The sequence below is a fragment of the Amycolatopsis sp. WQ 127309 genome, assembly GCF_023023025.1.
GTDB lineage: Bacteria > Actinomycetota > Actinomycetes > Mycobacteriales > Pseudonocardiaceae > Amycolatopsis.
The window spans coordinates 10,659,583-10,671,702 of record NZ_CP095481.1; the positions used below are offsets into that span (position 1 = coordinate 10,659,583).

The 12,120-nt window shown below is 70.2% G+C and carries 12 protein-coding genes; 9 read left to right on the forward strand and 3 right to left on the reverse strand.

Annotation, left to right across the window (positions count from 1 at the left end; genetic code table 11):
• Positions 1-98: 98 nt before the first annotated feature.
• Genes MUY22_RS47155 through MUY22_RS47175 form a run of 5 tightly spaced genes read left to right on the forward strand, consistent with a single transcriptional unit; the run spans position 99 to position 4,854 of the window.
• Positions 99-1,253 carry a CaiB/BaiF CoA-transferase family protein gene (locus MUY22_RS47155; protein ID WP_247054785.1) on the forward strand — a complete coding sequence of 385 codons (1,155 nt, stop codon included), beginning with the start codon at positions 99-101 and terminating at the stop codon, positions 1,251-1,253.
• 15 nt (positions 1,254-1,268) lie between these two features.
• Positions 1,269-2,012 carry a crotonase/enoyl-CoA hydratase family protein gene (locus MUY22_RS47160; protein WP_247054787.1) on the forward strand — a complete coding sequence of 248 codons (744 nt, stop codon included), beginning with the start codon at positions 1,269-1,271 and terminating at the stop codon, positions 2,010-2,012.
• Between the two features lies 1 nt (position 2,013).
• Positions 2,014-2,760: an acetoacetate decarboxylase gene (locus MUY22_RS47165; protein WP_247054789.1), complete on the forward strand. Its 747-nt coding sequence runs from the start codon at positions 2,014-2,016 to the stop codon at positions 2,758-2,760.
• Entirely contained in the window at positions 2,757-3,662 is a 906-nt protein-coding gene (locus MUY22_RS47170; protein WP_247054791.1) for a 3-hydroxyacyl-CoA dehydrogenase NAD-binding domain-containing protein, read from the forward strand. The genes MUY22_RS47165 and MUY22_RS47170 overlap by 4 nt, the downstream gene beginning before the upstream one ends.
• 1 nt (position 3,663) lies before the next feature.
• Positions 3,664-4,854, forward strand: coding sequence for an acyl-CoA dehydrogenase family protein (locus MUY22_RS47175; RefSeq protein WP_247054793.1), 1,191 nt, complete (start codon positions 3,664-3,666; stop codon positions 4,852-4,854).
• Positions 4,855-4,860: 6 nt separating this feature from the next.
• Here MUY22_RS47175 and MUY22_RS47180 read toward each other — a convergent pair whose 3' ends face one another.
• Positions 4,861-6,087, reverse strand: coding sequence for an LCP family protein (locus tag MUY22_RS47180; protein WP_247054795.1), 1,227 nt, complete (start codon positions 6,085-6,087; stop codon positions 4,861-4,863).
• Positions 6,088-6,298: 211 nt separating this feature from the next.
• Positions 6,299-7,042, reverse strand: a complete 744-nt coding sequence (locus MUY22_RS47185) for an SDR family NAD(P)-dependent oxidoreductase (RefSeq protein WP_247054797.1) — start codon at positions 7,040-7,042, stop codon at positions 6,299-6,301.
• 97 nt (positions 7,043-7,139) lie between these two features.
• On the opposite strand from MUY22_RS47185, the gene MUY22_RS47190 reads away from it, so the two are divergent.
• The 3 genes from MUY22_RS47190 to MUY22_RS47200 all read left to right on the forward strand — a co-directional run bounded on the left by MUY22_RS47190 (position 7,140) and on the right by MUY22_RS47200 (position 10,397).
• Positions 7,140-7,757: a TetR/AcrR family transcriptional regulator gene (locus tag MUY22_RS47190; protein ID WP_371827554.1), complete on the forward strand. Its 618-nt coding sequence runs from the start codon at positions 7,140-7,142 to the stop codon at positions 7,755-7,757.
• A 79-nt stretch (positions 7,758-7,836) separates the two neighbouring features.
• On the forward strand, positions 7,837-9,354 hold the full coding sequence (locus MUY22_RS47195; protein ID WP_247064471.1) for an MDR family MFS transporter: 1,518 nt from the start codon (positions 7,837-7,839) through the stop codon (positions 9,352-9,354).
• Positions 9,355-9,407: 53 nt separating this feature from the next.
• The gene (locus tag MUY22_RS47200; RefSeq protein WP_247054801.1) at positions 9,408-10,397 is read left to right on the forward strand and encodes an RNA polymerase subunit sigma-70; all 990 of its coding nucleotides are present in this window, start codon (positions 9,408-9,410) and stop codon (positions 10,395-10,397) included.
• A 291-nt stretch (positions 10,398-10,688) separates the two neighbouring features.
• Here MUY22_RS47200 and MUY22_RS47205 read toward each other — a convergent pair whose 3' ends face one another.
• Positions 10,689-10,952: a WhiB family transcriptional regulator gene (locus MUY22_RS47205; RefSeq protein WP_247054803.1), complete on the reverse strand. Its 264-nt coding sequence runs from the start codon at positions 10,950-10,952 to the stop codon at positions 10,689-10,691.
• 599 nt (positions 10,953-11,551) lie between these two features.
• On the opposite strand from MUY22_RS47205, the gene MUY22_RS47210 reads away from it, so the two are divergent.
• Positions 11,552-12,040, forward strand: a complete 489-nt coding sequence (locus MUY22_RS47210) for an RNA polymerase sigma factor (RefSeq protein ID WP_247054805.1) — start codon at positions 11,552-11,554, stop codon at positions 12,038-12,040.
• Positions 12,041-12,120 lie beyond the last annotated feature (80 nt).

Sequence of the window (12,120 nt, forward strand, 5' to 3'; positions counted from 1 at the left end):
CAGTCATACCATTGTGCGCATCATGATCATTCCCTTTCATCGCCATCGCGCCTAACTTCGTAAGTAGAGCAACGAAGCAAGGCGCGAAAGGACGAATGATGACGGACATCACCCCGACCGCCGCCGGCCCGCTGGACGGCGTGCGCGTGATCGACCTCTCGACCGTGGTCATGGGCCCGTACGCGGCCCAGATCCTCGGTGACCTGGGCGCCGACGTGATCAAGATCGAGTCCCCCGCGGACACCGTGCGGGTGGGCCAGTACCGCACCACGCCGGGCATGACCCCGCTGAACCTGAACGTCAACCGCAACAAGCGCAGCGTGGCCCTCAACCTGAAGGACGACGCCGAGCGTGAGCAGGCCCTGAAGCTGATCGACACGGCCGACATCCTGATCACCAACATGCGCCCCGGCGCGCTGGCCCGCCTGGGGCTGAACTACGCCGACGTCGCCGAGCGCAACCCCCGCCTGGTCTACGCCCACGCGCAGGGCTTCCGCGGCGACTCCGCGCAGGCCGGCAACGCCGCCTACGACGAGACCGTGCAGGCCTCATCCGGCCTGGTCGACGTCACGAACCGCGCCCTGGGCAAGCCCGTCTACCTGCCGACGATCATCGGCGACAAGGTGTCGTCGCTGACCATCGCCTACAGCGTGCTCGCCGCGCTGGTCCACCGCGACAGGACCGGCGAGGGCCAGCAGATCGAGATCCCGATGACGGACACGCTGCTCGCGTTCAACCTCGTCGAGCACCTCGCCGGGCACACCTACGAGCCGGCCGAGGGCCCCACCGGCTTCGCGCTGTCGATGACGAAGGGCCACGCCGCGGTCCCCACCAAGGACGGCCTCGCCTGCGTGATCCCCTACAACCCCAAGAACTTCCGCGACTTCTTCGCCGCGGCGGGCCGTCCCGAACTGGCCGCGGACCCGCGCGTCAACGGCGAGGCCATCGACCGCGCCGACAACGAGTGGCTGACCGAGCAGATCGCCGCGTACGCCCCGGCGCTGACCACCGAGGAGTGGGCCGAGGTCTGCGCGAAGCACAGCATCCCGATGGCGCCGGTGCTGGAGCTGGACCGGGCGCACGAGGACCCGTACGTCCGCGACGGCCACCTGCTCGACGCCGTCGAGCACCCGAGCGAGGGCACCATCCGCACGGTCGGCATCCCGGTGAAGTTCTCCGCGACGCCCGGCTCGATCCGCCGCCTGGCCCCGCTGGCCGGCCAGGACACCGCCGAAGTCCTCGCGGAACTCTGAGAAAGAAGCAGGACCATGACCGAAGTACGCACCGAGCGGATCGGCAGCACGTTGCTGATCACCATCGACCGGCCGCAGGCCCGCAACGCCGTCAACGCCGCCGTCGCCGCCGGGCTGGCCGCCGCGCTCGACGAGCTGGAAGCCGACCCCACGTTGCGGGCGGGCGTCCTCACCGGCGCCGAGAACACCTTCAGCGCCGGCATGGACCTCAAGGCCGCGCTCAAGGGCGAGTCACCGGAGATTCCCGGACGCGGGTTCGGCGGTCTCACCGAGGCCGAGCTGGCCAAGCCGCTGATCGCCGCCGTCGAAGGGTTCGCCATGGGCGGCGGGTTCGAACTGGCCCTGGGTTGCGACCTGATCGTCGCCGCCGAAGACGCGAAGTTCGGCCTCCCCGAAGTGAAGCGCGGTCTGATCGCCGCCGGTGGTGGCGTGATCCGGCTGCCGAAGCGGATCCCGCACCACCTGGCGATGGAGTTCCTGCTCACCGGCGAGCCCGTCACCGGCCGCCGCGCCGGCGAGCTGGGCCTGGTCAACCGCGTGACGCCGAGCGGGGACGCCGCCGCCGTCGCGTTGCAGCTGGCCGAGAAGCTGGCGGAGAACGCGCCGCTGGCGCTGGCCGCCGTCAAGAAGATCGTGCGAGCCGCGGATCCCGCGGCCGTGCAGGGCGAAGAAATCAAGAAACTGATGCAGTCCGCCGACGTCCGCGAGGGCATGACCGCCTTCGCCGAGCGCCGCGCTCCGAAGTGGACCGGTGAGTGACATGAAGATCGACGAAGTCCGCCAGCACGTGACGACTCCCCTGACCGCCCCGGCGTTCGCGCCCGTGGTCCCGAGGTTCACCGACCGCGAGTACCTGAACATCGTCTACCGCACCGACGCCGACGCCCTGCGCGCCGTCGTGCCGGAGCCGCTGCGGGTCGAGGAACCGTTGGTGCGCTTCGAGGTCATGAAGATGGGCGACGTCTCCGGCTACGGCCCGTACACCGAGTCCGGCCAGGCGATCGAGGTCAGCTTCGACGGCGAGCGCGGCGAGTACCTGCACGCGATGTACCTCGACAACTTCCCGGCGACGGCGTCCGGGCGCGAGGTCAGCGCGTACCCGAAGACCGTCGGCAGCCCGAGTCTGTATGTCGACAACGGCGTTCTCGTGGGCACGTTGGACTACGGGACACTGCGGGTGGCGACCGCGACCATGGGCTACAAGCACCACGAGCTGGACGTCCGCGAAGCCGAGAAGCAGATCACCGTCCCGACGTTCATGCTCAAGACCGTCCCGGGCTACGACGGCACGCCGCGGGTGCAGGAGCTGGTCCGCACCGAGATCACCGACGTCGTGGTCAAGCAGGCCCACACCGGCCCCGCGCGGCTGCAGCTGTTCCAGCACGTCCTGGCCCCGCTGGCCGACCTGCCCGTGCTGGAGGTCGTGTCCGCCAGCCACATCCTCACCGACCTGACGCTCGCCCCGGTGAAACCGGTCTTCGACTACCTGAAGGGTGCGCAATCATGAAGAACGCGGCCATCATCGGCGCCGGCACCATCGGCCTGTCCTGGACGGCGTTGTTCGCCCACCACGGCCTGACCGTCCGGGTCACCGACCCGCGCCCCGACCTCGCCGACGCCATCACCGAGGCGCTCGAGACGTTCGCGCCGCACCTCGGCACGACCGCCGACGAGCTGGCGAGCCGCGTGCACGTCGCCGCCGACGTCACCGAGGCCGTGAAGGACGCGGATGTCGTGCAGGAGAACGGACCCGAGAACGTCGAGTTCAAAAAGGACCTCTTCAAGCAGCTCGTCGAGGAAGCTCCGCGGCACGCGCTGCTGCTGAGTTCGTCGAGCGCCATCCCCTCGACCGCGTTCACCGGCGAGATCGACGGCAGCAGGGTCCTCATCGGACACCCGTTCAACCCGCCGCACCTGCTCCCCCTGGTCGAGGTCGTCCCGGGCGAGCGCACCAGCGACGAATCCGTGCAGCAGGCCGTCGATTTCTACACCTTCCTCGGCCGGACGCCGGTCGTGGAACACCAGGAAATGCCCGGCTTCGTCGGCAACCGGCTGCAGAACGCGCTGAGCCGCGAGGCGATCTACCTCGTCGAGCAGGGCGTCGTGACGCCGGAAGACCTCGACAAGGTCATCACGAACTCGCTCGGCATCCGCTGGGCGACGGTCGGGCCGTTCCTCGGCTCGCACCTGGGCGGCGGCCCCGGCGGGTACCGGCACATGTCCGAGCACATCGGCAAGTCGATGAAGCAGATGTGGGCCGGGCTGGGCAATCCCAGCCAGAGTCCCGAAGAGCAGGAACGGCTGATCGAAGCCGTCGAAAAGGCTTACGGCTCCTCCACGTACTCGGAGCTTTCCGAGACGCGCGACCGCAAGCAGCTCGCAGTGTTGAAAGCAGTGGAGGAGAACTGACATGGAACCGCTCAAGGACAAGCTGACCGCCGACTTCTACGACTTCGAGGCGCTGCTGCCGGACGACGAGCGCAAGCTGCTCGTGAGTGCGCGCGAGTTCATGCGGAACGACGTCAAGCCGCTGGTGAACGAGAACTGGGAGAAGGGCACCTTCCCGAAGGAACTGATCGGGATGTTCCGCGAAAGCGGTCTCGCGGGCCTGCCCTACGAGGGTTACGGCGCGCACAAGCCCGCGGTCAGCCACCTGCTCACCGGCATGATGGCGATGGAGATGAGCCGCACGGACGCGTCGGTCGCGACGTTCTTCGGTGTCCACAACGGACTCGCGATGTACTCGATCTACTCCGGCGGCAGCCAGGAGCAGCGTGACCGCTGGCTCCCCGAGATGGCCGCGATGGACAAGATCGGCGCGTTCGCGATGACCGAGCCACTCGGTGGATCGGACGTCGCGGGCGGCATGCGCACCACGGCCAAGCGGGACGGCGACACCTGGATCCTCAACGGCGCCAAGAAGTGGATCGGCAACGCGACCTTCGCCGACTACATCGTCGTGTGGGCGCGGGACGTCGACGACAACCACGTCAAGGGCTTCGTCGTCGAGAAGGACATGCCGGGCTTCGTGGCGGAGAAGATCGAGGGCAAGATCGCGTTCCGGATCGTCGAAAACGCCGAGATCACCCTGACCGACGTCCGCGTGCCGGAGGCGAACCGTCTGCAGGGCATCGACTCCTTCCGCGACGTCGCGGAGATCCTGCGCGCCACCCGCGGCGGCGTCGCGTGGCAGGCGCTCGGCGTGGCGATCGGCGCCTACGAAGCCGCGCTCGCCTACGCGCAGGAGCGGCAGCAGTTCGGCCGGCCGATCGCCCGCTTCCAGCTGGTGCAGGACCTGCTCGTGAAGAGCCTCGGGAACATCACGGCGTCGTGGGGCATGCTCGTGCAGCTCGCCCGCCTGCAGGACGCCGGGATCTTCAAGGACGAGCACTCGTCGCTGGCCAAGGCGTTCGTGACGTCGCGGATGCGCGAGGTCGTCGCCTGGAGCCGGGAGATCTTCGGCGGCAACGGGATCGTGCTCGGCTACGACGTCGCGCGCTTCTTCGCCGACGCCGAGGCGATCTACTCCTTCGAGGGCACGCGTGAGATGAACACCCTGATCGTCGGCAAGGCGATCACCGGACAGTCCGCGTTCGTGTAGAGACGCTCAGTTCACGCAGCCGGCGGCCGTCGAGGTCGCCGGCTGCTTCGTGGTGCCCGAGGTGTCCGGCGTCTTGCCCGGGTCCGGCGTCGACGTGCCGGTCGCGGCCACCGGCTTGACGCCGCCCGCCACCTCGGCACCGGAGGCCTGCACCGCCGGGGTGCTGATCGCCGTGCGGACGAACTGCTGGACCTGGCCCGGGTCGACCTTCACCGCGTCGCCGTCGGACGGCGTCGCCAGCGAGAGGCTCTGCACCGGGATCGTGGCGAAGCCGATCGCGCCCGACGTCATCCCCCGCAGCTGCTGCGCGAAGCTCAGGACGTCCCACCCCCTGTCCAGGACGACCGAGCCCTGCACCGCGCTGACCAGCGCGTTCAGCTTCGACGGGCTGGTGAACGTGCCGGCGTTGAGGACGGTCTTCGCCATCGCGGACAGGAACGCCTGCTGCCGCGCGATCCGGTCGAGGTCGCCGCCCGGGAGGCCGTGGCGCTGCCGGACGAACGCGAGCGCCTGGGCGCCGGACAGCGTCTGCGGCCCGGCCGGGAAGTCCGCGCCGGAGTAGGTGTCGTGCACCGGCGCCTTGAGGCAGACCTCGACGCCGCCGACGGCCTGCGACAGCGCGTCGAACCCGGCGAGGTTGATCGACGCGTAGTGATTGACGGTCAGGCCGGTGAACTTCTCGACGGTCTGGATCGCGGTCTTCGCGCCGGCCTCGTTCGCCGCCACCTCCAGCTGCGCGCCGGAGAGGCCCTGAGCCCGCAACCCGGACATCGCGGCGTTCTTGCCGCGGCTGTAGGCCGAGTTGATCTTGTGCTTGCCGTAGCCGCCCGCGATGTCCACATAGGAGTCACGCGGGATCGAGATCGCGGTCGCCGCGGCGCCGCCGGCCGGGATGTGCACCACGATCATCGTGTCCGTGGTGTCCCCGCCGTCGTCGCCGCTGCCCGCGTGCAGGGCGTCGAGAACGCTCTGCGGCAACGGGTTGCCGTACGCGTCGGTCCGCGCGTCGATCCCGACGAGCAGGATGTTCTGGGCGATCTTCAGCGGTTCGCCCGCCGGGGTGTCCTCGGTGTCGATCTGCGCGGCGGGCGGGATGACGTTGGCCGTGACGATGCCGTCGTCCAGCTTGCTCAGCTGCGACCACGCGTACCCGGTGGCCGCGAGCACCAGCGTCGACACGACGCCGAGCGCGACACGGCCGCCGATGCGGCGCCCCCGGGACGACAGCAGCACGACAAGTTTCCCCTTGCTTCCCTCGATGGAACCCCTGTGTTCGAGGATCACCGCGTTAGCTGGGAATTACCTGAGAAACTTGTTGAAAGCTTGTGACGCTGCCCGAACGGCCGAGCAAAACCAGGCCCATCGGCCGATTTCGCGACGCACCGTGCCGGAGCGCGCACGGGAATGGGCTGTGGCGCCCGACACACGCGTCCCGGCTAGCGGGTCACCGCGGCATCCGGCGCCAGATCGCGCGCGGCAGCAAGCGCATCGCGAAGAAGACCGGACGGAGTACGCCGGGCACCCAGACGACCCCGCGGCCGCGGCGCAGCGCGGCGACGGTCGCGTCGGCGACCTGGTCCGGCGTGCTCGAGAACGGCGCCGGCGCCATGCCCTCGGTCATCCGCCCGATCACGAAGCCCGGGCGGACCAGCAGCAGGAGGACGCCGGAGCCGTGCAGCGCGTCGGCGAGGCCGCTCGCGAAGCCGTCGAGACCGGCTTTCGCCGAGCCGTAGACGTAGTTCGCGCGGCGCACCCGCACCCCGGCCACCGAGGAGAACACGACGAGCCGGCCGTGCCCCTGCGCGCGCAGGAGGTTCGCGGCGTGGGTCAGGACGCCGACCTGGGCGACGTAGTCGGTGTGGACGATCGCAGCGGCGTGGGCGGCGTCGGACTCGGCCCGTTCCTGGTCGCCGAGGATGCCGAAGGCGAGCACGACGACGTCCAGGGGCCCGTGGCCGGCGGCGACCTTCTCCAGGAATGCGCCGTGCGCGCCGAGGTCGTCGGCGTCGAAGTCCGCGGTTTCGACGGTTTCGGCGCCGGCTTCGCGCAGCGCGGCGACCTCCCCGGCGAGGTCCGCGCCCGGCCGCGCGGCCAGGACGAACCGCCGCGCGTCCCCGCTGACCAGGCGTTTCGCCACGGCCAGCCCGATCTCACTGCGTCCGCCGAGCACCAGCACCGTTCCGCTCACCCCGGCAGTCTCCCAGCCCCGGCCGCCGCCCGCGGAGGCAGGCCAGTGCACGAAATGCAACTTTGCATGACGTGCAAGTTCCGCTACCGTGGTCGGCGTGCCCCCACCACCCGGCCTGCGTGAGCGCAAGAAGTACGAGACGCACCGCGCGCTGGCCGTCGCCGCCGTCGAACTCGTCGCCGAGCGCGGCCTCGACGCGGTCACGGTAGAGGACATCGCCGCGACGGCCGGCGTCTCGGTCCGCACCTTCTTCAACTATTTCGCGTCCAAAGAGGACGCCGTCGTGATCGCCTACCCGGACCACCTCGAACGCACCGAACGCGCCATCGAACGGTTCCTCGCGCAGCCGGCCGGAGTGTCCACTTTGGACGCACTGGTCACCGTCATGCGCGAGGAGGTCGCCGACGTCGGGGCGAACCCGCGGGAGTGGCTGGCCCGGATGACCGCGGTCAAGCGGAACCCGGCGCTGTTCCACCGGGCGGTGGTGATGAACGCCCAGCAGGCCGAGCCGCTGACCGCGGCGATCGCCCGGCGCGCCGGGTGCGACCCGGCCGACCTGTACCCCTCGCTGCTGCTGGCCGTGGTCGGCGGCGCGCTGAACGCCGCGATGCTGCGGTGGCGTGAACGAGGCGGCGAAGAGACCGTCTCGGCCCTGTTCGACGAGGCCGTGGCGAGCATCGCCGCCGGCTTGCCCGACCCGCAGCGGACCCGCTGACCCGGTCCGCGTCCGACACCCAGGGGGGACACCCGTGTCCACGACCGCCGACCCGCCGCAGACGTCGACGTCCGGCCCGATGAACCGCAGACAGGTGCTCGAAGCCATGTCCGGGCTGATGATGGGCATCTTCGTGGCCATCCTCGCCTCGACCGTGGTGGCCAACGCGCTGCCGCGGATCGTCAGCGAGCTGGGTGGCTCGCAGTCGTCCTACACGTGGGTGGTCACCACCGAGCTGCTGGCGATGACGGCCACGGTTCCGTTGTGGGGCAAGCTTTCCGACCTTTACAACAAGAAGCTGCTGATCCAGGCCTCGCTGGCGCTGTTCGTGGTCGGCTCACTCGTGGCCGGGTTCGCCGGCAACATCGAGGTGCTGATCGCCAGCCGCGTCGCCCAGGGCATCGGCGGCGGCGGGCTCACCGCGCTCGCGCAGGTGATCATGGCGGCCATCGTCTCCCCGCGCGAGCTGGGCAAGTTCTCCGGGATCTTCGGCGGCGTCTTCGCCGTCGGCACCGTCGCCGGCCCGCTGATCGGCGGCGTCATGGTCGACACGTCGTGGCTCGGCTGGCGCTGGTGCTTCTTCCTCGGGGTGCCGTTCGCCGTCGCCGCGATCCTGTTGCTGCAGCGGACGTTGAAGCTGCCGACGGTCCGCCGGGACGTCAAGGTCGACTACCTCGGCGCGTTCCTCATCATGGCCGGGGTGTCGACGCTGCTGGTCTGGTCGTCGCTGGCCGGGCACCAGTTCGCCTGGGGCTCCTGGCAGACCGCCGTGCTGGTGACCACCGGCCTGGTCGTGCTGGCGCTGGCGGTGTTCGTCGAGTCGCGGGTGCGCGAGCCGATCCTGCCGCTGGGCCTGTTCCGCAACCGCACCATCACCCTGACCACGGTGGCCAGCTTCCTGGTCGGCGTCGCGATGTTCGGCGGCACGGTGTTCCTGTCGCAGTACTTCCAGCTGGCGCTGGGCAAGTCGCCGACGGTGGCCGGGCTGATGAGCCTGCCGATGATCTTCGGCCTGCTGATCTCCTCGACGGTGTCGGGCCAGCTGATCAGCCGGACCGGCAAGTGGAAGGCGCACCTGGTCATCGGCGCGATCCTGCTGGCGGCCGGGCTCGGGCTGCTCGGCACGATCGACGCGCACACGAGCGTGCTCGTGCTCAGCCTGTTCATGCTGGTGCTCGGCACCGGCGTCGGGATGCTGATGCAGAACCTGGTGCTGGTGGCCCAGAACGACGTCCCCGCGCACGACCTCGGCGCGGCGACGTCCACGCTGTCGTTCTTCCGCAGCCTGGGCGGCTCGATCGGGGTGAGCGCGCTGGGCGCGGTGCTGGCCGACCGGGTGACGTCGTTGATCACCGCGGGCCTCGGCCCGCTGCCGGGCGGCGGCAGTTCGGAGACGGTGCCGAACCTGGCGACGCTGCCGGAGCCGGTGGCCAAGGTGATCCGCGAGGCGTACGGCACGGCGACCAGCGACCTGTTCCTGATCGCGGCACCGATCGCGCTGCTGGTGGTCGTCGCGGTGGCGTTCCTCAAGCACCTGCCCCTCAAGACCCAGAGCGGCCTGGAACGGCTGGCGGACGAGGAGACGGCGGCGGTTTAGCTCGGCGACGCGAATCCTCGGTCTCTGACCTGCGGTGCGCTAGCGTGCCGGGGATGAGCGGGGACTTCGAGCGCGTCGTCGAGCGGCATCGGCGGGAGATCCAGGTGCACTGCTACCGGATGCTCGGCTCGCTCGGGGATGCCGAAGACCTGACGCAGGAGACCTTCCTGCGCGCGTGGAAGGGCCGCGACGGGTTCGAGGGGCGCGCGAGCGTGCGCACCTGGCTCTACCGGATCGCGACGAACGCCTGTCTCGACGCGCTCGCCCGGCGGCCGCGGCGGGTGCTGCCCGATCAGCTGGGGCCGTCCGGGGAACCGGACGGGCCGCTCGCCGCCGTCGACCAGCCGTGGCTCGAACCCTGTCCGGACCGGCTGCTCGACCTCGAGACGCCCGACGCCGTCGTGGTCGAGCGGGAGACGATCGAGCTGGCCTACCTCGCCGCCGTGCAGTACCTGCCGCCGCGGCAGCGGGCGGTGCTCGTGCTGCGCGACGTGCTCGGCTGGTCGGCGAAGGAGACGGCGTCACTGCTGGAGACGAGCGTCGCGTCGGCGAACAGCGCGCTCCAGCGGGCCCGCACGACGCTGCGTGAGCGGCTGCCCGCGCGCCGTTCCGAGTGGACCGCGGGTGATCCGACGGCGGCGGAAGCCGCGCTGCTCAAGCGGTTCATCGCGGCGTACGAGCAGGGTGACCCGAGCGCCGTGGCGAAGCTGCTGCACGAGGACGCCCAGGCCGTCATGCCGCCGTACCCGCTGTGGTTCGCCTCGCGCGCCGCGATCGTCCGGGCACTGTCGCTCAGCATGGACCCGGCGGCGGCGACCTGCGTCGGCCGGTTCCGGATGCTGCCGATCCGCGCCAACCGCCAGCCCGCGGTGGCCACCTACCTGCGACGCCCGGGCGAGGACGGCTACCGCTGGTTCGGCGTGACGCTCCTGACGGTCGAACGCGGCTTGGTGGCGGCGATGGCGGCGTTCGAACCGCCGTCGGCGGAGCCGTGGGGCCTGCCGGACGTCTGGCCCGCGGACGGCACACCCCCGCCGCACTGAGCACGTACGCGGGTCCGGCGTGATCGAAGCCGTGACCCGCGTGATCGAAGCCGTGACTCACGTGAGTGAAGACGGGACTCGCGTGAGTGAGGACGGGACTCGCGAGATGCGGAAAGTACTCGGAAACGCGGCCAATAGCACTCGAAGAATGTGTCACCCACATCAGGCAATGGAAATGCCCGGGTGGGTGATTCCACAAGGGTCACCCACCCGGGCACACACACGCCCGAATTCGTTCTCCGGTTTCGGTGTTTCGCTCCAGGCCGCCGGGAAGAGGTCACCGGGCGGCGGTCACGCCACTCGGTCCCGCTGGGGCGCCGTGCGCACCAGCCGGCGGCGTTCGACCGCGGTGGTGCCGCCGAAGACGCCGTGGTCCAGGCCGTTGTCCAGCGCGTAGCCGAGGCACTCGGCGCGTACCGGGCAGCGACCGCACACCGCCTTCGCGTGGGACGTCTGCCGGGCGCCCGGACCGACCTCGGAGATCGGGAAGAACAGTTCCGGGTCCTCGTCCTTGCAGGCCGCGAGTTCCGCCCAGCCCGTCATCGTGGCTTCCATTTCCTTCGTTCACCTCCCTAGCTCTGCTTGTTTCCCATTGTCGTGACGCGTCAACCGACTTGACCGCCGCGGGCGCGCAAGCGTATCCGCCTGGGTCAAGGGGTTTTGGCGTCGGTCCCCGGCTCACCCTCCGGGCAACCAAGACTGCAACACGTGAGAGTACGCCTTTCTTCCGGGGATCTCGATGTCGATCACGTCACCCGATCGACGGCATCGGCCTCGGCGCGTCCCCTTGCGCGATCACACGCGGACCTGGTCACCGGCGCCGGGTTTGCCGGTCCGGCAAGGATTCCCGGCTCGGCCGCGGCGGACCGCACAGGACCGCACACCGGGACGCGCGGTCGCCGGCCGGTGACCGGAAGTCACCGTTCGCGGGTGCGTCTCCGGCACGAACCGGGACGCGTGGCCAGTTGCTCTCGGCTTCGCTCTCCGTGGCTCATCCCGCCCGGGTACCCAAGATCGTCGAGCTAACCCATCACTTTGCGTGACCCGGACGGCGTACCGCATTACTCCTACCGAGGAGTCGTGGCCGAATCGTTACACGTAGCGGTCACCTCACCGCACTTGTTCCTGTGGAGGCGAGGGGTGGTGAGGCGGCCGTGTGCGGTCGAGACGAGTTCGACGCGTTCTTCCGCGCCGATTTCCCGCCACTCGTGGCGTTCCTGTGCAAGGCCGGGTTCGAGGTCGAAACCGCGCGTGACGTCGCCGCCGAGGCGATGCTGCACGCGCTGGAGGCGTGGCCGACCATCGAGGACCCGCGGGCCTGGGTCCGCCGGGTCGCCGGCCGGCTGCTCGACGCGCCGGGGGAAGCGCGCGTCGACTGGGCACCGGTCGCCGACCCGCGGGACGACGAGAAGCTGGCCGCTCTGGTGGAGCAGCACGGCGACCTCATCGAGCTGCTCGCGACGCTCCCCGGCCGGCAGCGGACGGTCCTCGCGTGGTCGCTCGACGGGTTCACCCCGGCGGAGATCGCGCAGGCGCTCCGGGTCGACCCGGCGACCGTCCGGTCCAACCTCCGCCACGTACGGGAACGCCTCCGGCGTCACCGGGCCGCACCACCCGACGATCAGCGGGACAGGGGAAGGTGAGCTGAAATGCCGGCAACCGAGTACGGGGATCGCGCGATCACCGAGCAGCTGCGGGAGTCCAACGCCGCGCTGCACGACTC

Coding starts and splice junctions, on each gene's coding strand:
- MUY22_RS47165 (WP_247054789.1), top strand. CDS start 2,014: ATGAAGATCGACGAAGTCCGCCAGCACGTGACGACTCCCCTGACCGCC.
- MUY22_RS47175 (WP_247054793.1), top strand. CDS start 3,664: ATGGAACCGCTCAAGGACAAGCTGACCGCCGACTTCTACGACTTCGAG.
- MUY22_RS47195 (WP_247064471.1), top strand. CDS start 7,837: ATGAACCGCAGACAGGTGCTCGAAGCCATGTCCGGGCTGATGATGGGC.
- MUY22_RS47170 (WP_247054791.1), top strand. CDS start 2,757: ATGAAGAACGCGGCCATCATCGGCGCCGGCACCATCGGCCTGTCCTGG.
- MUY22_RS47200 (WP_247054801.1), top strand. CDS start 9,408: ATGAGCGGGGACTTCGAGCGCGTCGTCGAGCGGCATCGGCGGGAGATC.
- MUY22_RS47155 (WP_247054785.1), top strand. CDS start 99: ATGACGGACATCACCCCGACCGCCGCCGGCCCGCTGGACGGCGTGCGC.
- MUY22_RS47160 (WP_247054787.1), top strand. CDS start 1,269: ATGACCGAAGTACGCACCGAGCGGATCGGCAGCACGTTGCTGATCACC.
- MUY22_RS47205 (WP_247054803.1), bottom strand. CDS start 10,952: ATGGAAGCCACGATGACGGGCTGGGCGGAACTCGCGGCCTGCAAGGAC.